The organism is Flavobacterium frigoris PS1 (genome assembly GCF_000252125.1).
GTDB classification, from domain to species: domain Bacteria; phylum Bacteroidota; class Bacteroidia; order Flavobacteriales; family Flavobacteriaceae; genus Flavobacterium; species Flavobacterium frigoris_A.
On sequence record NZ_AHKF01000010.1, the window covers coordinates 332,118 to 356,416 of the forward strand.

Sequence of the window (24,299 nt, forward strand, 5' to 3'; positions counted from 1 at the left end):
TTTTATAATCAGGGTTTTTTATTTCAGTTAAATAAATGAATATGATTGTTATTTTGCTTTTTTAGCGTCATTTTTAATTATTAAATCAGTAATTAAAAGATTATTTTGCCTAACTAATTAATAATTTTTAACATAAAAAATACGAAAATTAACAATTTATTGAGCACCTACATTAATGAATGTTTTTTTAACAATAAGTTAACTTTATAATCTGAAAATTTTATAATTTAGCCGAAATTTTAAATAACTAAATCAATACACAAAAACAAAAATGAAAAAAATTATTCTTATTTTGATTATTTTTTTATCAGCGGTTGGTCATGCGCAGGTTACTAGTTCTGCAATGTCTGGTTCTGTTAAATCAAGCGCTGGAGATTTGCTTCCAGGGGCCACGGTTGAGGTTATACATAAACCAACTGGGACAAAGTATTTTTCGTCTACGGATGGGAACGGTGGGTATGCTGTGCAAGGGATCCGTCCAGGAGGTCCTTATACTGTGAAGGTGACTTATGTTGGTTTCAAAACAACGGAGATTACTGAAATTAACGCGCCGTTAGGTAACAATATTACAGTGAATATTGTTTTAGCTGAAGAGTCCAATACTTTAAAAGAAGTAGTGGTTGTTTCTACAAAATCTAATGGAGCTTTCAACAGAGGTAGAACAGGAGCATCGCAACAATTCTCGAATAGAGAATTAACTGCGATACCAGTTACTGGTTCAAGATCTATTAATTCGGTAACTAAGTACAATGCTAATGCAGGTGCTGGAGGTTCTTTTGGTGGTCAAGATTCAAGATTGAATAATTTTACAATTGACGGATCGGTTTTTAACAATGGTTTTGGTTTAGGTTCTGATGCGCAAGCTGGAGGTAGAACAGGTTCTACAGCAATCTCTCTTGATGCAATCGAGCAATTACAAGTAAATATTGCACCTTATGACGTACGTCAGTCAGGGTTTTTAGGATCTGGTATTAATGCAGTCACAAAAAGTGGAACTAATGAAATAGAAGGTTCTGTTTATAATTCATTTAGAAGTAATAAAAAGAGTTTTATCGGAACTAAAGCTGGAGATCAAGTTATAGTACCTGGGAAATTTGAAGAAAAAATTTGGGGAGCAAGAATTGGAGCTCCAATCATTAAAGATAAATTATTCTTTTTTGGAAATTTTGAGACAGTAACAAATACAAGTCCAGCTACTACATGGACTTCTACAGGTTCTCCAAGTCCCAGCGCTCAAGTATCAGCGCCTACTTACACTCAAATGCAAACACTTTCTACTTTTTTGAAAGACAAGTTTGGGTATGAAACAGGACCATGGGAAAATTACAATGCGGATAATGTTTCAAAAAAGTTTCTTGCTAGAATTGACTGGAATATTAATAACAATAACCAACTTACTGCTCGTTATGTTTTCCATAATTCAAATGCAGATAATTTAGTTTCAAATTCAACATCAGCAGGTAATGGAAATAGAAGAACTAGTCCTCTTGCGATGTCATTCCAAAATAGCGGATATGTTGTGTTAGATAATACAAGATCAGTTGTTTTAGAATTAAACAGTAAATTGAGTAATTCTTGGCATAACAATTTTGTGGGAGGTTATGATAAACAAATTGAAGATAGAGCTTTGATAGGTGGAGGTGTTTTTCCAACAATTGATATCAAAGAAGGTGCAAATACGTTTATCTCTGCAGGTTTAGATCCTTTTACTAACGGGAATAAACTTTCGTACTCAACATTACACTTTACAGATAATTTGACAAAAACTATAGGGAAACATACTTTATTGGCTGGAGTTAATTTTGAGCATTTTAAATCAAGTAACTTGTTTTTCCCAGCTTCTAATGGAGTTTATATTTTTAATTCATTGTCTGATTTTTATGCTGCGGCTAATCAATCTTCTGCAAATGCAGGCGCTCCCTCAACGACAGCGCTTCCGTTTCGTACACAATTTAGATATTCTGCCTTGCCTAATGCAGAAGAGCCTTTACAAATTTATAAGTCTGATAAACTAGATTTGTATGCTCAAGATGAAATTAAGTTTAACGATAGATTTAAAGTAACTGTTGGTCTTCGTGCTTCTAGAGTTTCATTTGCAAATACAGCTCTAGAAAATACAGCTGTAACAGCAATGACGTTTGGAAATGGCGAGAAGTTTAATACGGGAGTAATGCCTGATACTCAATATTTATTAGAGCCTAGAGTTGGATTTAATTTAGATGTGACTGGTGATACATCTACTCTTCTTCGTGGAGGTAGTGGTGTATTTACAGGTAGAGCGCCTGGTGTGTTTTTATCTAATGCTATTGGAAATAACGGAGTGCTTACTGGTTATGTTGACGTGAGTGGAGCTGCATTAGCTTCAGGAGGATATGGTTTCACTGCTAATCCAAGTGATTATTTCGTTCCTGCTACGCCTACTTTGCCTACGACATTTGATTTAGCATTGACTGATACTAAATTCAAATTCCCTCAAGTTTGGAAAACAAATATTGCTGTTGATCAAAAGCTTCCTTTCGGTTTTAGAGGTACGCTTGAAGGAATATATCAATCTAATATCAATGCTATTCATTACTACAATGCTAATTTTGATGCTCCAGTTGGAAATTTCAGCGGGCCAGATCAAAGACCAGTGTATGCTCGAAATGATAATGGTGTTCGTATAAATGACAATGTATCAAATGCAATTGTACTTACAAATACTAATAAAGGATATTTCTATTCTTCTACAGTTAAATTAGAGTATCCATATAAAAAAGGTCTTTGGGGATCTTTCTCTTATACTTATTCAAGTGCTAATGACTTGCTTTCTGCAGGTTCTATTGCTTCTGGTTCTTGGACTGGTGCTAGATCTGTTAATGGAAACAATGATTTACCATTATCTTTGTCAAGTAATAATACACCACATAGATTAGTGGGTGTTTTAGGGTATAAAATCGAGTACGGTAAAAATCCAGGTGCTGCGACTTCTATTAACTTAGGTTATATTGGGGAGCAGGCAGGTGCATATTCTTATTCTTACGGAGGAGATATGAATGGAGATAGAATATCAAATAATGATTTAATCTTTGTTCCTAATAATGCAAATGAAATCCGTTTTCAATCTTTGTCTGTGACAAATGTAGTGAATGGAGCAAATGTAGTAACGGTTTATACTGAGGCACAACAGCAACAAGCGTATGAGGCTTTTATCAATCAAGATTCTTACCTTTCTACTAGAAGAGGTCAATATGTTGAAAGAAACGGGGCTACATTGCCAATGTTGAATAGATTAGATTTATCTGTTACTCAAGACTTTTTTATGAAAATTTCAGGTAAAAAGAATAGTTTTCAGTTTAGAGCTGATATCTTGAACTTTACAAATTTATTGAATAAAGACTGGGGTGTTACACAAAGAGTTACAAATGTAAATGTACTGAGTTATAGAACAACTACTGCTAACGTACCATATTATCAATTGGCAACACAAACAGATGCAGCTGGAACAAAAGCTTTGATTAAAGATACTTTTCAAAAAAATGCTTCAACATTTGATGTATGGCAAGCACAATTTACACTTAGATATATTTTTGGGAAATAATACCTAATCAAAATATTTGAAATTTAAACCACGCTTTATAGCGTGGTTTTTTTATGCCTTAAAATGACTGAAGCTGCTACGGATTTATTTATAAAGTTTCATTCTGTCACATCTTATGTCGTGCTTTTAATATTGAGTTTGATACTTAATGCGGTGTATTTTTTTGTCTGACCTGATTAAAAGTGGATATGTAAAATAATAATATTTTATAATGTCACTTTGAAGGTAGAAATATAAGTGCAAATTAAGCTGTGTGATAAAGATGTATTTGTGTAAAAATGGCTGTTTCAATCCTGAGTTCGAGCATTTTTAGTGGATTGCTGAAATTGTAATAAAGAGCTAAGGTTGAAGCTGTTTTTTAAGGCAATCACTGCTAGTGAAGAAGTTGTGAATATTTTAGATGAAATTAGTGTAGTTCAGTTTTCTTATAAAGTATTTCCGTTGTTTTTGTGATACTGAAATTTAAATTATTTGGAGTAATTTAAGGTCAATTTAATCGGTTTTTTGTGATGATTTGATGCAATATTCCCTGTAAAACTCTTTTTTTTATAACAAAAACAATAGTTTTCCGCGTTTTCAAGTTCGTTTTTTTAGCTGCTGTTTATTGTGATTTTATCACTTTAATCGATATAATGATGCATTATTATCTTTTTTTTAAATAAAATAGCTGTTTTAATGATTTTAATTAAATAAAAACGAGTTAAGGGTTTTTTCATTCTTAACGTTATGTTAACAGTTTCCGGTAAAATTGTTATAATTTTGCCAAAAATAATAAACTAAACAAAAAATGAAGACATTTAAAAATTGGTTACTCTCTGGATTACTATTTTTAGTAGTTGGAACTGCCTTTTCTCAAGGGAAAATTACAGGTACAATTACTGATGGACAAGGTTCACTACCTGGTGCCAATGTAGCTATTAAAGGTACTAAAATAGGAGCCTCTGCAGATTTTGACGGTAAATTTTCAATTAGTTCTACAGTTAGTACTGGAGAATTAGTTCTTTCTTTTATAGGTTTCGAACCTAAAACTATTAAGTTTTCAGTTGCACAAGGTGCGACACAAAATTTAGGTAATATCGTATTGATATCTAATTCTAATGAATTAAGTGAAATTGTTGTTATTGGTAGAGGAATTATTGATTTAGCAAAGGATAGAAAAACTGCAATTGCTGTTTCTACTATTAGAGCTGAAGAGATCCAAGCAAAAATTGGTGCATCTGATGTAATTCAAGCTCTTGTAAATACGCCTTCTGTATATGTTGCTGGTCAAGCTGGTGGATATGGTGATTCAAGAATAAGTGTACGTGGTTTTGCTCAAGACAATACTGCTTTCTTATTAAACGGACAGCCTATTAACGGAATGGAAGATGGGAAAATGTACTGGTCTAACTGGTCAGGAATGTCTGATATTGCAAGTATAATTCAAATTCAAAGAGGATTAGGTTCTTCTAAATTAGCAATATCTTCTGTAGGAGGAACTGTGAATTTTGTAACAAAGGCTACTGATAAAAAACAAGGTGGTTTTGCTTCATTTGGGCAGGCAAATGACAATTATTTTAAATCTACAATTGCTTATAACACAGGAATGAGTAAAAGCGGTTGGGGAACAAGTGTATTGTTTTCTCATTGGCAAGGTGATGGTTACAACGATGGAACTAAAGGTCAGGGTCAAAACTATTTTATCTCTGTAGGTTATAAAGCAAATGACAAACATAGTTTTAACTTCATATTGACTGGAGCTCCGCAAACACATGATCAAAACTATGGTAAAAGATTAAGTGATTTTGAAAAATATGGTAGAAAATACAATAATAACTGGGGAACTCTAAATGGAGAATATCTTTCAGCAGTTGGGAATTATTACCATAAACCAGTTGCTAATTTAAACTGGGATTTTGATATTAATGATAAATCAAGTTTGTCTACTGTTCTTTATGCGTCATGGGGAAGAGGTGGAAGTGTAGGTACTGTTGGTTCAATTAAAAGAACAGCTACTGATAATGTTGATTTTGATGCTACTATAGCAGCAAATCAAGCAAGTGCAACAGGTGCTGCAACAGGTGCTTTACGTAATTCAGTAAATAACCACGCTTGGTACGGTATGGTAACTAATTTTAAAACTGAATTGACTGAGAGTATCAACTTCAATATGGGTCTTGATTTGAGAACGTATAAAGGAACTCACTTCAGACAACTTACAAATTTATTAGGTGCTGACTATTATTTAGATAAATACAATGTAAATATTCCTAATAATAAAATATACGAGACTAACACAAACAATGCTTGGGCAGTTTTAACAAATACTGCTTCTGTTGAAAATAGATATTCATGGGATTATGATGAAACAATTTCTTATGGTGGTTTCTTTTCTCAAATAGAATATGCTAAAGACAATGTTTCTGCATTTTTCCAAGGAGCAGTTTCAAACCAATCTCATGAAAGATTTGATAGATATGCTTACCTTCCTGCAGATGCAAAATCTGAAAAGGTAAATAATGTAGGATATAATGTTAAGGCTGGTGGTAGCTACAAAATAGGTGGTAGCAGTTCATTTTATGTAAATGCGGGTTATTATTCTCGTCAACCTTACCATGATAATATATATTTGAATTTTGGAAATGAAGTAAACCCATTAACTAAGAATGAAAAAGTTATTGGTTTAGAAGCGGGTTACAGCTTTAAATCACAATTTTTAAGCGGTAGTATTAATGCTTACAGAACTTCTTGGAAAGATAGAGTTACTACAAGTTCTAATGAAGTTGATAATGATTTGCAATACACAACTAATGAGGGAGTAGAGCAACTTCACTCAGGTTTGGAACTTGATTTTGTTGCTAAGCCATTCTCAAAATTAGACATTAGTGGTTTTGCTTCTGTTGGAGATTATCATTATGTTGGCGATGCAGTAAAAACGGTAAGAGACTCAGATAGAAATATACTTAGCAGCTCTAGAGAAGATGTTGACGGAGGTAAAGTGGGCGATGCTGCACAGGTTACTATAGGATTAGGCTTTAAGTATGAAATAGCAACTCGTTTTTCTATTGATGCTGACTGGAGAAATTATGAAAAATTGTATGCTAACGTAGGTTCAGTTAAGAATAATGTGGAATTGCCAAGTTATGATTTAGTTGATACAGGACTTTCTTATAAAATGCTAACAGGGAAAGATAAAAACAGATCAGTTGTTTTTAGAATAAATGTTAACAATGTATTTGATGAAATTTATGTATCTGAATTAACTACAAATATTGCTGCTAATCCAGGAGATGTAGTTATTAATGGTCTTAATGCTAGTAATAAAGGATATTATGGTTTTGGAAGAACTTGGAATGCTTCAATGCGTTTTAACTTCTAGAACATAGTTTTAAATAAGCAAAAGCGGCATTCACTTTAAGTGTAATGCCGTTTTTTTTATGCCTTTTTTGCTTATATTTGTTGTAAAAAACAAATACTCTCTATGTACGAATTCATTAAAAATTTTCACTCTGGTTGGGCTTACTTAGCTCTTTTATTATTGGTTGTTGCGGTTATAAACTCAGTTATTGGCTTAGTTGGTAAAAAAGAATTTACTGCCAAAGACAGAAAAATTGCCATTTTCGGGTTAATAGGTACTCATACGCAATTGTTAATCGGATTAATCTTGTATTTTGTTTCTCCTCTAGGTTTTGCATCTCTTGGACAAATGTCTGATAAGGCGCTGAGACTAACTTCACTGGAGCACCCATTAATTAATATTATCGCAATTACTTTGATTACTATTGGTTGGACAAAACATAAAAAACTGATGACTTCTGAGTCGAAATTCAAAACTTTTTCTATTTTTTATGGCTTAGGATTGGTACTTATTTTAAGTAGAATTCCATGGTCTATGTGGTTCTAAAATACGTAGAAGTCCTAGAAATAGGACTTTTTTTTTATCTAGGTATGGTTTTTGTTTAAATAGATTTCTAACTAAAAAGTTAATAATGAGAAAATCAATAACAGCCCTTTGTTTATTTGCCATTGTCGCATTGGTGAGTAGTCAAAGCCAAATTATAAATAATCAAAAATTACCAACTCAAAAAACTTCGGTACCCAAAGACACTGTCAAAAAGGCAAAAGTAATAGTACTTCAGACGGAAATTAAAAAGGATACCATAGAGGAAAAAATGGGGAAGCTTATTCCTTATAAAAAAGGGGCGCATGCCTCCTATTATGCCGACAAATTTCATGGAAAAAGAACGGCTAGTGGCATCTTATTTGACATGAATAAATATACTGCCGCCCATAAAAAATTCCCTTTCGGGACCAAATTAAGAGTTACAAATCAAGCAAATGGTGAGTCAGTAATCGTCGAAGTGACTGATAGAGGCCCATTTGTTAGATCAAGGGAAATTGACCTTTCTAAAAAAGCTTTTATGGAAATTGCAAAGAATAAAGGAGCGGGTGTGATGACTGTAAGTATTGAGGTATTTACAAAATAATTATTGCCATTTTGTGTATGGATTCATGCTTAAATTAGAGTTGTAATAAAGTTTGTCATTTGTTACTTCTTGTCCCAGCCAGTGTGGTTTTTCAAAGGTTTCTGTTTCTGACTGAAGTTCTATTTCGGCGATAATTAAGCCTTTATTTTCGCCATAAAACTCGTCCACTTCATAGGTGTGGTTGCCTATTTTTACTTCAAATCTAGTTTTGTCGATTACGCCTTTTTCGCATAATAGTAATAAGCTTTTGGCTTCATCAAAAGGGATTTCTTTTTCCCATTCAAAACGTGACATTCCAGTTTCGTTTGAGATCCCTTTTATGGTTATGTATCCTTGATTGCCTTTTATGCGTATTCTTACGGTACGCTCGGGATCTGAGTTTAAATAACCTTGCGCAATACGATTTTGGTTAAATGCTGCCGATTTGAATGAGTTGTCTTTAACTAAAAATTTTCTTTCTATTTCTATCATTTCTTACCGAATTTATTTTGTTTTTGGAGCTTTTTCCAGCTCTCTGCTATATCTTTATGTTTTTAAAGAAAAACATAAAGGATACCGCTTCCATCTGGGCTATCTGGGTTCTCCAAATGTATCAAATATTTTAATGTTAGTTCGTCTCATTATATACAAAAGGGGTTTAAATTTGTCTCATGCCTAATACTACAGTAAATCGTAAAATCATACACATTGATATGGATGCCTTTTATGCATCTGTGGAGCAAATGGATAATCCTGCTTTACGCGGGAAGCCCGTTGCTGTAGGCGGTTCAGAAAACAGAGGAGTCGTTGCGGCAGCTAGCTACGAGGCTAGGAAATTTGGTGTCCGAAGTGCGATAAGTGGGATAATGGCTAAGAAGTACTGCCCTGAACTTATTTTTGTCAAACCAAGGTTTGATAGATATAAGGAGATTTCAACCAAGATTCATAAGATTTTCCATGAATACACGGACTTGGTAGAACCGCTTTCTCTAGATGAAGCTTATTTAGATGTTACCCAAAATAAGAAAGGGAATCCAAGTGCGGGTTTGTTAGCAGAGGAAATTAGAGCGCGAATTTTTAAAGAAGTAGGTTTGACGGCTTCGGCAGGAATCTCAATTAATAAGTTCGTAGCTAAAATTGCCAGCGATTACAACAAACCAAATGGACAAAAAACAGTTAACCCAGATGAAGTGAATGCTTTTCTGGAAGAGTTACCTATTCGTAAATTTTATGGAGTTGGGAAAGTAACCACTGAAAAGATGTATCAATTAGGGGTGTTTACGGGCTTGGATTTAAAAAGTAAATCGGTGGAGTTTTTGGAGAAACATTTTGGAAAATCAGGAAATTTCTATTTTAATGTTGTCCGCGGAATCCATAACAGCGAAGTGAAATCAGATCGAATCACCAAATCAGTTGCCGCTGAACATACTTTTGATGTTAACCTTTCCTCAGAAATATTCATGTTGGAAAAGCTAGAAGGCATAGCGATTGCACTTGAAAGACGATTGAATAAACACAAGGTTGCTGGTAAAACGATCACTTTAAAGATCAAATACAGCGATTTTACCCAGCAAACCCGAAGCAAAACGGTGCCTTATTTTATTTCAGATAAAGGCCTTATTTTAGAAATAGTAAAGGAATTATTATATCAAGAGCGAATGAAAGATTCCGTACGACTATTGGGGATTTCTTTGAGTAATTTAAATACAGAGGAAAAGAAAATTGTCGTTGTACAGTTGAAATTTGATTTTTAATTGAGTAGGATTGTCGTTCAACAAAGGTTAAACCTGTGGATTTGTTTTTTCCTTTTTAGAAAAAAAATTACATTTGGAGAATATAATCCAAAAAACATGAGCGATTTAAAACGATATGAAGAGGCTATTGTGAAGTATCACAGTGATTTGCGAATTAAATCAGTTCCAGTTCTTTCTTTGGAATTTTATTATCAGTATATTAAGGAGTTAAAAGAATCTTTGGTGGATTTCCGTAATCTTAAAGGTCTTGCCTTTAAAAATAAATGGGAAATGTCTCCAGATTGGAATATTGATACTCCTATAAAAGAAGAAGTAATTATTGTCACTGATGCTAAATTAAGCATCGTCTTTGCTTCGCGTAATATGATAAAAATGAATGGTTATGTAGCGGCAGACGTTTTAGGTAAAAGTCCTAAAATGTTTCAAGGTGAAGTAACTGATAGAGTTATTTCTAGTGAAATAAATACTGCTATTCAATTACGCCAAGCGTTTGAAAAAACGGTTTTAAATTATAAAAAGAACGGTGAAATATACGCTTGTTTAATAAAGGGCTACCCTATTTTTAATATAAAAGGGGAACTAATCCATTATATCGCTTTTGAAAAGGCGGCATAAAAAAAGACCTTTCTAAACAGCAGAAAGGTCTTTTTTTAGTATTTTAATAGTGGTCTTGCAATTAATTTTTACTGCTCAGTTTTGACAGTAATCGCAAAAACTCAATGTATAGCCAAACTAAAGTGATCATCAATCCCATTGCTCCATACCATTCCATGTATTTCGGCATTTTTTGCTCGGCTCCTTTTTCTATGCGGTCAAAATCCAAGAATAAATTTAAAGCAGCAATTATTATTACAAAAACACTAATTCCAATGCTCATCATAGAATTACCATAGTGAACTGGCTGAAAGCTCGTGAACATGGAGAACACCCATGAAATTAGGTAATAAGTGGCAATAGCAAGTGTAGCTGCAACAACAACTGATTTAAATTGCTCCGTTACTTTTACAATCCGGTATTTATATAATCCTAAACAGACAATAAAAGTGACAAAAGTTGCCCCCACTGCCTGAATTACTATTCCAGGATACATCGTTTCGAAAATGGCTGAAATCCCGCCGATAAATAAACCTTCAAATAAGGCATATCCGGGGGCAAGGTAAGGGGAATATTGTGGTTTGAAAGCAGAAATAACTACTAGAATTAAACCTACGATAGCGCCGCCAATAGCTGGAACCAAGGGGTTCATGCCGTTAAAAGTCATCCACCAAATCACCATAGCTGATGCCGTAAGTAATAGGAATAAAAGTAACGTTTTACTAACTGTACCAGACAAAGTCATTTCCTGGTTGTAATCTATAATAGTAGCATTATGTACTTGCTCTTTTCTTGAAGCAGTTGTTGCAGAAAAAGATTTATTATTTAAAAAAGGATTTTGCGATTTGAAATTCATGGGAAATTAAATTTATTTTGTCAAAGATAAATCAAAAAAAAATTGGGTACAAAAAAATCCGTCTTGTTTAATTACGAAACAAGACGGATTATATTTGTGATTAGCGTTAGTTAGCTTATTCTATTTCTGAAACTCTCATGGTGTTTACCATTCCTTTTTCTTTGATAGGCATAGCTGCTAAATTGATTAGGAAATCGCCTTTAGTTACGTATCCTTTTTCTTTAACAAGTTCGTTTACATCCGTTACAGTATCGTCAGTACTTACTACTTTATCATAGTAATATGATTTAACTCCCCACAATAAACTTAATTGTGTCAAGATTCTTTTATTAGATGTAAAAACTAAAATATAAGCTGATGGTCTCCATGCTGAAATTTGGAAAGCAGTATAACCACTATTAGTCAAAGTACAAATTGCTTTGGCGTTAATAGCATTTGCCATTAATGCAGCATGACGACAAATTGTTTTAGTAATAAAACGTTTTGTTTTTATTTGTGGTGTATTTTGTGGCACAGTGATTAGCGGAGAATCTTCAACCGCTTTAATAATTTGTGTCATTTTTTCGATTACTTGTACAGGATAGTTACCAGTAGCTGTTTCTCCCGAAAGCATTACCGCATCAGCACCATCCATTACCGAGTTGGCAACGTCGTTTACTTCAGCTCTTGTTGGAGTTAAACTAGTGATCATTGTTTCCATCATTTGAGTGGCTACAATTACTGGAATTCGAGCCATTTTAGCTTTGCGAATCAATTCTTTTTGAACAAGTGGTACTTCATGAGCAGGAAGTTCAACACCAAGATCTCCACGAGCAACCATTAGTGCGTCGCAATAAGCTACTATCTTGTCGATATTTTCTAATGCTTCAGGCATTTCTATTTTAGCTACAATCGGAATTTTATGTTCAGAATGTTCAGCAATTAAATCCTGTAAGTCTTTTAAATCTTGTGGTGTTTTTACAAAAGAAAGTGCAATCCAGTCTACTTTTTGTTCAATCGCAAAAATAGCATCTGCAATATCTTTTTCTGTCATTGCAGGAAGAGATATTTTTGTATTAGGTAGATTTACTCCTTTTTTAGACTTCAATTCACCACCTTGTATTACTCTGGCGATAACTTCTGTTTTCTTGTCTGTTTCGACAATTTCAAAAATTAATTTCCCATCATCTAGTAAAATTCTTTCTCCAGGATTAACATCGTTTGGAAAGTTTTTGTATTTCATGAATACTTTTTGTGCAGTACCCAGTATGTCTTCAGCAGTTGTGAATGTAATTAAGTCTCCGTCATTTACTACAACGCCCTCACCCATAACTCCTACGCGAAGTTTTGGTCCTTGTAAATCTCCAAGTATCGCAGTAGTATATCCATATTCTTCATTTAGTCCACGGATGATATTAATTTTTTCTTTAACGTCAGAATAATCTGCGTGAGAAAAGTTAACCCTAAACACATTTACTCCAGCATCAATCATATCTTTGATGATTTCTCTAGTACTACATGCAGGTCCAAGTGTGGCTACAATTTTTGTTTTTTTGTTTGGAATCATTTGTATTAAAAAATTAAATTGTTTTTTGATTTTATTTGATTTGTATCTACGATATATGCAGTAGATATGGTATCAATGGTATTTAATATTGTCTTTATTTTTGACACATCTAAAGCGTCATCGGTATTTTCAATTTTTAAAAAGAAATCTGCTTTTTTAAATTCTGGTAGCAAGAAAACTTTTGTCGAAATTTCCATGGTTATATTTGAAAATAAATTTTGGAGCGTGTCTTTTTTATGTTGAGACACAGCGTTTTTATTTTGAATCAAATTCCATGAAATTGCGTTTTCTAGGTCATAATAATAAAATCTGGAAAAATTCGTTTCTCCTTCTTTTATATTTATTTGAACTTCATCTTTACTTTTACTTAAATTTATCGGCAATTTTTGATTGATGAAATAAGCCAATCGAAAATCTTCTAATGAAGTATGAATAGCGATAAGATAGTAATCTATTTCGTCAAATTCGCCAAGATCCAATTTGTGAATTGCCATTTCATGATAAAATAAGTGGTAAATATACCATTTCTATCGAAGTTAAAGAGAAGAAAATGTAATGAATTCGTTAATTTATGAACGAAAACGTTGTAGTTTTGAGGGATTTGATATTATTTCTTGTCCATTTTTTCTTGAAATGCAAAATAGGCACGTTGTGATGCTTTTTCCTCTGCTTTCTTTTTTGAAGTAGCTCTTGCTTTTGCAATTACTTTGCCATCGATGCTTAATTTTACTCCAAAAAGGCGTTGACCGTCAATTGCGTTGTCTTCAAAAATATCATAATGAAATATCTTTTTTTCTTTTTGACACCATTCTATAACCAGACTTTTATAGCTGATTACCTTTCCTTCTAATCGAGAAATGTCAACATAAGGAATGATAACTCTTTTCTGTATGAATTTTTCGCAATAGATATAGGTCCTGTCAAGATAAATTGCGCCAATTAAAGATTCAAAAATATTACCGTGTATGTTTTCTCCAAAATGTTGTACAGGAACTTTGCTCTCTATAAACCGGATAAGGTTTAAGTCTTTTCCCAGTTCATTTAAATGTTCTCTACTTACGATTTTTGAACGCATTTTTGTAAGATAGCCTTCGTCTCCGCGCGGAGCTTCACGAAATAGGTATGCCGCAATTACGGAACTTAACATGGCGTCACCTAGAAACTCCAAGCGTTCGTAGTTGATGATGTTTCCTTCTGGATCAACACGGCTGGAAGAACGATGCGTAAATGCTTTTTTATAGTGATCTAAGTTTTTAGGTGCAAATCCTAAAATTGTTTGCATAGCATCAAAAAAAATCCCGTCTTCTGGAGAACGGGATTTTGTAAATATTTTTCTTAATCTATTCATTTAAATTAGAATTCTAATTTTTTAACCAATACACAAGCATTATGTCCACCAAAACCAAAAGTATTACTCATGACCACTTTCATATCTCTTTTTTGAGCTACATTGAATGTGAAGTTAAGTTTTGAATCAATATTTTCATCATCTGTAAAATGATTGATAGTCGGTGGAACTATTCCGTATTTCATCGATAGAATAGAAGATATAGTTTCAACAGCTCCGGCTGCACCTAGTAAGTGACCGGTCATTGATTTTGTAGAGTTCAAGTTCATGGTATATGCATGTTCGCCAAAAACGTGTTCAATAGCCTTAGATTCTGCTAAATCCCCAAGAGGAGTAGAGGTACCGTGCATATTCACACCATCAACATCTGTTGGTTTTAAACCAGCATCTCTCAAACAGTTCAACATTACGTTTTTTGCACCTAAGCCGTCAGGATGTGGAGCAGTTATGTGATATGCATCAGCTGACATTCCGCCACCACCAATTTCACAGTATATATTAGCGCCACGTGCAACTGCATGCTCGTATTCTTCAAGAATTAACGCACCAGCACCTTCACCTAGTACAAATCCATCTCTGTCTTTGTCCATGGGCCTTGAAGCTGTTTTTGGGTCATCGTTTCGTGTTGACAGCGCATGCATAGCATTAAATCCACCCATTCCAGCAATAGTTACTGCAGCTTCTGATCCACCGGTTACCATAACATCTGCGTGTCCTAAACGGATATAGTTGAATGCGTCAATGATTGCATTTGTAGAAGAGGCGCAAGCTGAAACAGTTGCGAAGTTAGGACCTCTAAAGCCGTATTTAATTGATATATGGCCACAAGCAATATCCGAAATCATTTTTGGGATAAAGAAAGGATTGAATTTTGGAGTACCGTCACCGGCAGAGTAATTCAACATTTCTATTTGAAAAGTTTCTAAACCGCCAATTCCTGATCCCCAAATAACTCCAGCTCTGTCTTTATCTAGTTTTTCAAAATTGAAACCAGCATCGTTTATCGCTTCTTCAGATGAAACCATGGCATATTGAGCATAACGATCCATTTTTCTAGCTTCTTTTCTGTCCAAGAAATCTTCGGCGTTAAAGTTTTTTAACTCGCAAGCAAATTTAGTTTTGAACTTTGAAGCGTCAAAATAAGTTATTGGAGCAGCTCCACTTACGCCGCTGATAAGAGCGTTCCAATATTCCTGAATATTATTTCCAATAGGAGTAAGAGCACCTATACCCGTAACAACAACTCGTCTTAATACCATAACTTCTTTATTTTGTTATCTTTAAACAAATAAAACCCATGCTTTCTTTGCCGTATTTTTATTACAAAAGAGCCATGGGTATTACAATAAATATTTCTTTGATTGAAAATCAATCTTGAATTTAATTTTTTTTAAAAAAATAATAACACCCGCAGGCATGGATGCAGGCGGGTGCTTAAATTATTATTTTTTAGCTTCTTCGATGTAAGAAATAGCTTGACCAACAGTAGCAATGTTTTCTGCTTGATCGTCTGGAATTTGAATGTCAAATTCTTTTTCGAATTCCATAATAAGCTCAACAGTGTCTAATGAATCAGCCCCTAAATCATTAGTGAAGCTTGCTTCTGTTACAACTTCGTTTTCGTCAACGCCTAATTTGTCTACGATAATCGCTTTTACTCTTGATGCAATGTCTGACATAATCTTTAATTTTAGAATTTAATTGATGGCAAAAATAAAAAACTTTATTTTAAAACAACGAATAAGTTGATAAATGTGTCATCTAAATTAAAAAATAATTTTCAACAAAGACTTGCTAATGTTATTTAATTTGAGTTTTTATTCCTTTTTTTGCGTAATATAAATTGGGTAAATCATGAAAAAAATAGTCGTTTTTGCTTCCGGATCGGGTACAAATGCTGAAAATATCATAAAGCATTTTGCTTCAAATGAAATGGTAACAGTGGAGGCTGTTTTTACAAACAATCCAAATGCTAAAGTTATTGAGAGAGCCAAAAATAATGGAGTTCCTGCTGAAGTTTTTTCTAAATCTGAATTAATTGAAAGTATAGTACTACAAAAAATAAATATAATTCAGCCGGATTTAATTGTTCTCGCGGGCTTTTTATTAAAATTCCCTGAAAATATTATTGCTGCTTATCCCAACAAAATAATAAATATCCACCCAGCATTATTGCCTAAATATGGCGGTAAAGGGATGTATGGTATGAATGTTCACAAAGCAATTGTGGATAACAAAGAAGTGGAAACTGGAATTACTATTCATTATGTTAATGAAGATTATGACGAAGGGGGAATAATATTTCAAAAGAAAGTTACGGTTTTAGGAACAGATACGCCGGAAGTGGTTGCCGAAAAAATACACGATCTAGAACAAAGATATTTCCCAGGAGTTATTGAAAAATTGTTAACTGATAATTCAAAATAGTGAAAAGTTACGACGTACATATTTATACTGATGGAGCTGCTAAGGGAAATCCAGGAAAAGGAGGCTATGGCGTAGTTATGGAAACGGTTGTAGATGGCAAGTCCTTTAGAAAAGAGTTTTACGAAGGATTCCGCCTTACCACCAATAATAGAATGGAATTATTGGCCGTGATTGTAGGTTTAGAAAAATTAAAAAATTTAAATACAAGGGTTCTTGTAGTTTCTGATTCTAAGTACGTGGTGGATTCAGTTGAAAAAAAATGGGTTTTAGGATGGGAGAAAAAGGGTTTTGTTGATCGGAAAAATTCGGATTTATGGAAACGTTTTTTGGTTATTTATCGAAAGCACAAAGTCGACTTCAAATGGATAAAAGGACACAACAATCATATGCAAAATGAAAGGTGTGACGAATTAGCAGTTATGGCTTCGATGCAGAAGGCACTTGGCGTTGATGAGTTTTATGAAAAAGAGGTTGGTAAGTTGCTGTAAGTACTTAATATAAAGGATTATAAATTGGCAAAACTTTACAATTGTTAGTCTTTGCAATTTTATACTTTATAAACTATCTTTGCACCTTAATTCGAATCTCAAATAAATGAACAAATTATTGATTGTTGGAACAGTTGCTTTCGACGCCATTGAAACTCCTTTTGGCAAAACAGATAAAATTTTAGGTGGTGCAGGAACATACATCGGTTTGTCCGCCTCTTTTTTTAATTTACAATCGGCTATAGTTTCTGTAGTTGGAGATGATTTTCCACAAGAACATTTAGATTTGTTAACTGAAAGAAATATTGATATTTCTGGTTTAGAAGTAGTTAAGGGTGGAAAAACGTTCTTTTGGAGCGGTCGATACCATAATGACTTAAATAGTAGAGACACTCTTGATACACAATTGAATGTTTTGGCTGATTTCCAGCCTAAAGTACCTGAGAATTATAAAAATGCTGATGTGGTTATGCTAGGAAACTTGCACCCGCTAGTTCAAAGTAGTGTTTTGGACCAAATGGAAACGAAGCCAAAGTTAGTAGTTTTGGATACGATGAATTTTTGGATGGATTGCGCTTTACCAGAATTATTAGAAGTAATAAAACGTGTTGACGTTATAACCATCAATGATGAAGAGGCGAGACAGCTTTCTGGAGAATATTCTTTAGTGAAGGCTGCCGCAAAAATTCAAGCTATGGGACCGGAATATGTAGTGATTAAAAAGGGTGAGCATGGTGCGCTTTTGTTTCATGATAAAGAAGTGTTTTTTGCTCCAGCATTACCGTTAGAGGAAGTATTTGACCCAACGGGTGCAGGCGACACTTTTGCAGGCGGATTTGCAGGTTTCATAACTCAAAGCGAAAATGTTTCATTCGAAAACATGAAAAATGCGATTATATACGGTTCTAATCTAGCCTCATTTTGTGTGGAGAAATTTGGGACAGAAAGAATGGTGGATTTAAATAAAGACGAAGTTATGTTAAGATTGAAACAATTCAAGTCTTTGACACAATTCGAAATAGCATTGTAATGCCATGAAACCTCGGAAACGGGGTTTTTTTAATTTATATTTAGTAGGGACTAAAATAGAGTTTCCTTTTTATTTGTAAGAATTTATTATTAGAAACAACAACACAACAAATAACTACACGATGAGCGATGCGTTACAACATGAATGTGGAATAGCCTTAGTTAGACTTCTTAAACCGCTTGAATTTTACAAAGAGAAGTATGGAACTGCTTTCTACGGGATACAAAAAATGTATCTCCTTATGGAAAAGCAACACAATCGCGGACAAGATGGTGCTGGATTCGCAAGTATAAAATTAGATATGGAGCCGGGAGAGCGTTATATAAGTAGAGTGCGTTCTAATCACGCTCAACCTATTCAAGATGTTTTTGCGCAAATAAATGACAGAATAAACGAAGAGATGGCTTCTCATCCTGAGTATGCCGATAATGTGCCTCTTCAAAAGGAAAAGCTGCCTTATTTAGGGGAACTTTTTTTGGGGCATGTTCGCTATGGTACTTTTGGAAAGAATAGTATTGAAAGCGTTCATCCTTTTTTACGTCAGAACAATTGGATGCACAGAAATCTAATTTTGGCTGGAAATTTCAATATGACTAACGTAAAAGAGCTTTTTCAAAGCTTGGTGGAGTTAGGTCAACATCCGAAAGAAATGGCTGATACTGTTACCGTAATGGAGAAAATAGGACATTTCCTTGATGATGAAGTTACAGATTTGTATCAAGAGTGCAAAAACAATGGCTTGACCAAAAGAGAGGCTTCGCCAGTAATTGCAGAGAAACTAGATGTTGCAAAAATTTTGACACGAGCTTCTAAGAATTTAGATGGAGGTTATGCCATGGCAGGACTTCTTGGTCATGGTGATGCTTTTGTTTTTAGAGATCCAGCAGGGATTCGCCCAGCCTACTTCTATCAAGATGATGAAGTGGTCGTGGTAGCTTCAGAGAGACCAGTAATTCAGACCGTATTTAATGTTGCTTTTGAAAAAGTACAGGAAATTGAGCCAGGTAATGCGTTGATAATTAAGAAAAATGGAACCGTTTCGATGCAAGAAATTCTTACACCAACGGTTAAAAAAGCGTGTTCGTTTGAGAGAATTTATTTTTCTAGAGGAAGTGATGCTGAAATATACCAAGAGAGAAAAAATTTAGGAAGATTGATTCTGCCTGCTGTTTTGGGAGCTATTGATGAAGATACTGATAACACTGTTTTTTCATATATTCCTAATACTGCAGAGACATCCTTCTACGGATTGGTTGAAGCAGCACAAGATTTTTTGAACCAAAGGAAAAACAATTTCATTCTTAAAAATAGAAGTAAATTAACTAAGGAATCTTTGCAGGAACTTTTAGCAGTAAAAATACGAACTGAGAAAGTAGCTATTAAAGATGCTAAACTTAGAACGTTTATTACTGAAGACAGTAGCCGCGATGATTTAGTAGCCCATGTTTATGATGTTACTTATGGTGTAATAAAACCAACAGATAATTTAGTGATCATTGATGATAGTATCGTGAGAGGGACTACCTTGAAAATGAGTATTATCAAAATGATGGATCGTTTGAATCCAAAAAGAATTGTTGTTGTTTCCTCGGCGCCTCAAATACGTTACCCTGATTGTTATGGAATTGACATGGCAAAATTAGAAGGTTTAGTGGCTTTTAAAGCTGCATTGGAATTGTTAAAAGAAAGAAATTTGTATCATATTGTCGATGAAGTTTATGCTAAATGTAAAGCACAAGAAAACTTCAAAGATTCTGAGGTGGTGAATTACGTTACTGCAATTTATGAACCTTTCCAACCTCAAGAGGTTTCTGATAAGATAGCTCAAATGTTGAGTTCTCCTGAAATAAAAGCCGAAGTAAAAATTATATTTCAAACGGTAGAAGATTTGCATATCGCTTGTCCGAAAAATTTGGGGGATTGGTACTTTACTGGTGATTACCCTACTCCAGGTGGTAATAGAGTTGTGAATCGTGCATTTATGAATTTTTATGAAGGGAAAGATGCGAGAGCATATTAGAAATTTTCGAATGTTGCAATTGAACGACTTTATGAGCTGTTCATCTAAAATATTTGTATAGAATATACATCTACCATAACTTTGGAAGACCATAAAATTAGTAGGTTAAGTTTATGGTAGATTTGGGGCAAAAAAGGTGGAAGAGATTCCACCTTTTTTATTTTACCTAATTTTAGACTTTAAAAAAGACTTATGAAGTTGGACTAGTCCAACTTCATAAGTCTTTTTTAATTAGTAATTAATGAAGCTTTAAAGAGTGCATCCCGGAGTTTGTTAGTCTATATAAGTTGATCGGGTTGTTTTAAATTGAAGGAAAAAACATATATTTATTTGTTATGCAGTGTGTTGTGTTTTAAAAATCGAGTAATTTATCGACTTTTGAGGTTAGTTGTCTAATAAATTATTTTTAAGCTAATAAGCTTCTTATCTTTGAATCACCATAAAATTAGTAGGTTAAGTTTATGGTAGATTTGGGGCAAAAAAGATGGGAGAAATTCCATCTTTTTTATTGGAATAAAGTCAAGTATAGAGAGAAGGTGAATAAGCGAAGTGTTTATTATTCTTTTTTATTTGAATTAGCACTATAAAGGACTGAAAAGGAGTAGGCATAAAAAAAATAGACAAATCAACTTTTCAGTCAATTTGTCTATTCTCCATGTTCTTTAATCGATGTTTTTCTAAAAAAAACTATTTCTCAGAAGCATATCTTCTAGAAACTTCAGTCCAATTGATTACACTGAAAAAAGCTTCAATATAATCTGGTCTTCTGTTTTGATAATGCAGATAATAAGCATGTTCCCAAACGTCCATACCTAAAATTGGAGTTCCGCCACAACCGATTCCCGGCATTAATGGATTATCCTGATTTGGTGTTCCACAAACATCTAATTTTCCACCTGGATGAACGCAAAGCCAAGCCCATCCTGAGCCAAATTGCGTTGCTCCTGCTTTACTGAATTTAGCTTTAAATTCTTCAAAAGATCCAAAAGCACTCTCAATTGCAGTTAACAAATCTCCAGTTGGAAGTCCACCTCCATTAGGAGTCATAACAGTCCAGAATAGATTGTGATTGTAAAATCCACCACCATTGTTTCTAACAGCAGTATTTTTCATGTCTAGGTTAAGTAGAATATTGTCTATTGTTTTACCTTCCATGTCAGTACCAGCGGTAGCTGCATTAAGGTTGGTAGTATATGCATTATGATGCTTTGTGTGATGAATTTCCATCGTGCGTGCATCAATATAAGGTTCTAATGCGTCATACGCATAAGGTAATTGAGGTAGTTCAAAAGCCATGATATATTTGTTTAATGATTTATAAATATTTATTCAAATTTAAACATTTAAGTTTGGAATTCGAAATTCTATTTCGTTATAATTTCATTAATTAAATTGATAGTGTAATTATGTATGACTTAAATTTGCTTTTTATACAAATAAAATCATGTGTTATGGATTATCAAAAAGAGGACGAATTATGCCTTTGGCTCTTTTAAGGCGATGGGTTTAATTTAGTCTTCGGGCAGAAAAACAATGTGTTTTAAACGCCGTGAAATGGATGTACATTCCATGAGCAATTATTTTGGACGATTCAATTTAATGAAGTGATTTTAGGATTGCGCCATTGCCATGCATACTATGCTGATCTTAGAGTCAGGAATTTTTAGTAAAGCGCGACAACATGCCTCAAGTGTGGCGCCAGTTGTAATCACATCATCGATAAGTAGAAAATGTTTGCCGTGATCCTTTTCGGTAAAAGAAACACCAAAAGTGGATTCGATGCCTTCTGTCCTGCCCAAAAGGTTCTTTTTGGATTGAGTTTTTGAATAAACTTTTCGTTGTAATATCGAGTCATTATATGTGATATTCAAATCAGCAGAAAGTGCTTTTCCAAAGGTAGTAACTTGATTGTAGCCTCTCTCGCTATATTTTCTTTTATGCAAAGGAACTGGGATAATTATATCTGCTGTTTGTAAGATTGTTATTGCTTTTAAATCTTGGGCGTACCAATGTCCTAGAACCGTACCTATTTCTTCGTGTCCTTTGTATTTTAATTTGTGAATTATTTCCTGTGCTATTCCTTTTTTATGAAAATACAGCAGTGCCGATGCATATTCTAAAGGAATTCTGCCGTAAAACTTTTTGAAAGCTTCGTTATCTGGATTGAGATGTTGATTTGTCAGCGGAATATTATGTCTGCAAAGGGTACAAATCACTTTTTCATTCGATGATAATAAAGAGTTGCAGCCTGCACAAACAGCAGGAAAAAATAGATTTATTATGTGTTTAAACATATAATTGATAATTTATTTATAAAAATATGAAAATCAACGCTTCAAACTTCAGCTATTCTTCTTTTTTTAAGTTCACTTTTTATATTTTTGCAGTATGGCAAAACAAGAAGATATATTTAAGAATGTAATTTCGCATGCAAAAGAGTACGGATTTATTTTTCCGTCAAGCGAAATATACGATGGTTTGAGTGCAGTTTATGATTATGCACAGAACGGTGTGGAGTTAAAAAAGAACATACGTGAATATTGGTGGAAATCAATGGTTCAGTTAAATGATAATATTGTGGGTCTAGATGCATCTATTTTGATGCACCCTACGACCTGGAAAGCATCAGGACACGTTGATGCTTTTAATGATCCTTTAATTGACAATAAAGATTCTAAAAGAAGATACAGAGCTGATGTTTTGATTGAAGATTATGCTGAAAAGTTAAATGTCAAAGCAATCAAAGAAGTTGAAAAAGCGAAAATTCGTTTTGGAGACGCCTTCAACCAAGCCGAATTTGTAAGTACAAATGCTAGAGTTGTAGAATATAAAGCGAAAGAAAGAGAAATTCTTGAGCGATTGGGTCGTTCTCTTGGTAATGAAGATTTAGAAGATGTAAAAGCGCTAATTGAAGAATTAGAAATAGCTTGTCCTGAGTCAGGTTCTAGAAACTGGACTGAAGTGCGACAATTTAACCTGATGTTCGGAACTAAATTAGGAGCTTCAGCAGATACTGCCATGGATTTATATTTACGTCCGGAAACAGCTCAAGGTATTTTTGTGAATTTCACGAATGTTCAAAAATCGGGAAGAATGAAAGTCCCTTTTGGAATAGCACAAACAGGGAAAGCATTTAGAAATGAGATTGTCGCTAGACAATTTATTTTCCGTATGCGTGAGTTTGAACAAATGGAAATGCAATTTTTTGTGCGTCCAGGGGATGAAATGAAACATTATGAATTCTGGAAAGAAACAAGACTGAAATGGCATTTGTCATTAGGTTTAGGTAAAGAAAATTACCGTTTTCATGATCATGAAAAATTAGCTCATTACGCAAATGCTGCGGCTGATATTGAGTTTGACTTTCCTTTTGGATTCAAAGAATTAGAAGGAATACACTCTCGCACTGATTTTGATTTAAAAGCACACGAAAAATTCTCAGGAAGAAAGTTACAGTATTTTGACGCTGAATTGAATCAGAACTATGTTCCTTATGTAGTGGAAACATCTGTTGGTTTAGACAGAATGTTCTTAGCTGTTTTTGCAACTTCTTTGAAAGAAGAAACATTGGAAGATGGTTCAACTAGAACGGTTCTTAAATTACCATCGGTATTGGCTCCTACAAAGGCGGCAGTTTTACCTTTAGTTAAAAAAGACGGTTTGCCAGATATAGCGCATAAAATCATCGAAGATTTAAAATGGGATTTCAATGTCGCTTATGATGAGAAAGATGCAGTTGGTCGTCGTTATAGAAGACAGGATGCGTTGGGAACTCCTTTTTGTATCACTGTGGATCATCAAACTATAGAAGATCAAACGGTAACGATTCGTCATAGAGATACCATGAAGCAAGACCGTGTTAAAATATCAGAATTGAAAGCTATTATTGATAATGAAGTTTCCATGAAAAACTGGTTAATGAAAATGTAATCAAATTTTGTTTTATTATAAAAAGGCCTTCCTATAAGGGAGGCCTTTTGCGTGGTATACTATTTTAAGAGCGCGGTTTAGGAAGGAAATCCAATTATCTTAAACATGGATTTGTGTACTTTATCGGATTTATTTGCGTTTCATCTTAATGTATCAACATTTGTTAAAAACATATTAACATCTCATGTAAGGAATACACTAAACGTGTATTTTTATTTTGTTGAATATTGATAAATGATTGGTTTTTAAATTGATAATCGGATATTTTTATGCAATTGGTT

At 33.9% G+C, this 24,299-nt stretch carries 20 protein-coding genes; 11 read left to right on the forward strand and 9 right to left on the reverse strand.

Going from position 1 to position 24,299, the window contains the following annotated elements; all coding sequences use genetic code 11:
• Positions 1 to 271 precede the first annotated feature (271 nt).
• From HJ01_RS03870 to HJ01_RS03885, 4 genes are all read left to right on the forward strand, one after another.
• Positions 272 to 3,580 carry a TonB-dependent receptor gene (locus tag HJ01_RS03870; RefSeq protein WP_007136992.1) on the forward strand — a complete coding sequence of 1,103 codons (3,309 nt, stop codon included), beginning with the start codon at positions 272 to 274 and terminating at the stop codon, positions 3,578 to 3,580.
• 787 nt (positions 3,581 to 4,367) lie between these two features.
• Positions 4,368 to 6,938: a TonB-dependent receptor gene (locus HJ01_RS03875; RefSeq protein WP_007136993.1), complete on the forward strand. Its 2,571-nt coding sequence runs from the start codon at positions 4,368 to 4,370 to the stop codon at positions 6,936 to 6,938.
• A gap of 102 nt (positions 6,939 to 7,040) precedes the next feature.
• Positions 7,041 to 7,463, forward strand: coding sequence for a hypothetical protein (locus tag HJ01_RS03880; protein WP_007136994.1), 423 nt, complete (start codon positions 7,041 to 7,043; stop codon positions 7,461 to 7,463).
• Between the two features lie 85 nt (positions 7,464 to 7,548).
• Positions 7,549 to 8,046, forward strand: a complete 498-nt coding sequence (locus HJ01_RS03885) for a septal ring lytic transglycosylase RlpA family protein (protein WP_007136995.1) — start codon at positions 7,549 to 7,551, stop codon at positions 8,044 to 8,046.
• Here the strand turns inward: HJ01_RS03885 and HJ01_RS03890 are convergent, their stop codons facing one another.
• Positions 8,047 to 8,517, reverse strand: coding sequence for a CYTH domain-containing protein (locus HJ01_RS03890; RefSeq protein ID WP_007136996.1), 471 nt, complete (start codon positions 8,515 to 8,517; stop codon positions 8,047 to 8,049).
• Between the two features lie 179 nt (positions 8,518 to 8,696).
• On the opposite strand from HJ01_RS03890, the gene dinB reads away from it, so the two are divergent.
• A complete protein-coding gene (gene dinB / locus HJ01_RS03895; RefSeq protein WP_007136997.1) occupies positions 8,697 to 9,779 on the forward strand; it encodes a DNA polymerase IV in 1,083 nt (360 codons plus the stop codon).
• A gap of 96 nt (positions 9,780 to 9,875) precedes the next feature.
• Entirely contained in the window at positions 9,876 to 10,394 is a 519-nt protein-coding gene (locus HJ01_RS03900; protein ID WP_007136998.1) for a PAS domain-containing protein, read from the forward strand.
• Positions 10,395 to 10,455: 61 nt separating this feature from the next.
• Here HJ01_RS03900 and HJ01_RS03905 read toward each other — a convergent pair whose 3' ends face one another.
• From HJ01_RS03905 to HJ01_RS03930, 6 genes are all read right to left on the reverse strand, one after another.
• Positions 10,456 to 11,229 carry a Bax inhibitor-1/YccA family protein gene (locus HJ01_RS03905; protein WP_007136999.1) on the reverse strand — a complete coding sequence of 258 codons (774 nt, stop codon included), beginning with the start codon at positions 11,227 to 11,229 and terminating at the stop codon, positions 10,456 to 10,458.
• 115 nt (positions 11,230 to 11,344) lie between these two features.
• Positions 11,345 to 12,775 carry a pyruvate kinase gene (gene pyk / locus HJ01_RS03910; protein ID WP_007137000.1) on the reverse strand — a complete coding sequence of 477 codons (1,431 nt, stop codon included), beginning with the start codon at positions 12,773 to 12,775 and terminating at the stop codon, positions 11,345 to 11,347.
• A 5-nt stretch (positions 12,776 to 12,780) separates the two neighbouring features.
• Complete coding sequence (locus HJ01_RS03915) at positions 12,781 to 13,269, reverse strand: IPExxxVDY family protein (RefSeq protein WP_007137001.1); 489 nt, start codon at positions 13,267 to 13,269, stop codon at positions 12,781 to 12,783.
• A gap of 113 nt (positions 13,270 to 13,382) precedes the next feature.
• Positions 13,383 to 14,123, reverse strand: coding sequence for a ribonuclease III family protein (locus HJ01_RS03920; RefSeq protein WP_007137002.1), 741 nt, complete (start codon positions 14,121 to 14,123; stop codon positions 13,383 to 13,385).
• Between the two features lie 5 nt (positions 14,124 to 14,128).
• Positions 14,129 to 15,382 carry a beta-ketoacyl-ACP synthase II gene (gene fabF / locus HJ01_RS03925; RefSeq protein WP_007137003.1) on the reverse strand — a complete coding sequence of 418 codons (1,254 nt, stop codon included), beginning with the start codon at positions 15,380 to 15,382 and terminating at the stop codon, positions 14,129 to 14,131.
• A gap of 183 nt (positions 15,383 to 15,565) precedes the next feature.
• The gene (locus HJ01_RS03930) at positions 15,566 to 15,802 is read right to left on the reverse strand and encodes an acyl carrier protein (RefSeq protein WP_007137004.1); all 237 of its coding nucleotides are present in this window, start codon (positions 15,800 to 15,802) and stop codon (positions 15,566 to 15,568) included.
• A gap of 175 nt (positions 15,803 to 15,977) precedes the next feature.
• Here HJ01_RS03930 and purN point away from each other — a divergent pair, with 175 nt between their 5' ends.
• The 4 genes from purN to HJ01_RS03950 all read left to right on the forward strand — a co-directional run bounded on the left by purN (position 15,978) and on the right by HJ01_RS03950 (position 20,088).
• Positions 15,978 to 16,550 carry a phosphoribosylglycinamide formyltransferase gene (gene purN, locus HJ01_RS03935; RefSeq protein ID WP_007137005.1) on the forward strand — a complete coding sequence of 191 codons (573 nt, stop codon included), beginning with the start codon at positions 15,978 to 15,980 and terminating at the stop codon, positions 16,548 to 16,550.
• Positions 16,550 to 17,038, forward strand: coding sequence for a ribonuclease HI (locus HJ01_RS03940; RefSeq protein WP_007137006.1), 489 nt, complete (start codon positions 16,550 to 16,552; stop codon positions 17,036 to 17,038). The genes purN and HJ01_RS03940 overlap by 1 nt, the downstream gene beginning before the upstream one ends.
• 106 nt (positions 17,039 to 17,144) lie before the next feature.
• Positions 17,145 to 18,068 (forward strand): PfkB family carbohydrate kinase, encoded by a 924-nt coding sequence (locus HJ01_RS03945; RefSeq protein WP_007137007.1) that lies wholly within the window; start codon positions 17,145 to 17,147, stop codon positions 18,066 to 18,068.
• A gap of 121 nt (positions 18,069 to 18,189) precedes the next feature.
• On the forward strand, positions 18,190 to 20,088 hold the full coding sequence (locus HJ01_RS03950) for an amidophosphoribosyltransferase (RefSeq protein WP_007137008.1): 1,899 nt from the start codon (positions 18,190 to 18,192) through the stop codon (positions 20,086 to 20,088).
• A gap of 687 nt (positions 20,089 to 20,775) precedes the next feature.
• Here HJ01_RS03950 and HJ01_RS03955 read toward each other — a convergent pair.
• Together HJ01_RS03955 and HJ01_RS03960 are read right to left on the reverse strand one after the other, a co-directional pair.
• Complete coding sequence (locus tag HJ01_RS03955) at positions 20,776 to 21,384, reverse strand: superoxide dismutase (protein WP_007137010.1); 609 nt, start codon at positions 21,382 to 21,384, stop codon at positions 20,776 to 20,778.
• A 314-nt stretch (positions 21,385 to 21,698) separates the two neighbouring features.
• The gene (locus tag HJ01_RS03960) at positions 21,699 to 22,382 is read right to left on the reverse strand and encodes a ComF family protein (RefSeq protein WP_007137011.1); all 684 of its coding nucleotides are present in this window, start codon (positions 22,380 to 22,382) and stop codon (positions 21,699 to 21,701) included.
• Between the two features lie 94 nt (positions 22,383 to 22,476).
• Between HJ01_RS03960 and HJ01_RS03965 the strand changes: the two genes are divergently transcribed.
• The gene (locus HJ01_RS03965; protein WP_007137012.1) at positions 22,477 to 24,018 is read left to right on the forward strand and encodes a glycine--tRNA ligase; all 1,542 of its coding nucleotides are present in this window, start codon (positions 22,477 to 22,479) and stop codon (positions 24,016 to 24,018) included.
• Positions 24,019 to 24,299 lie beyond the last annotated feature (281 nt).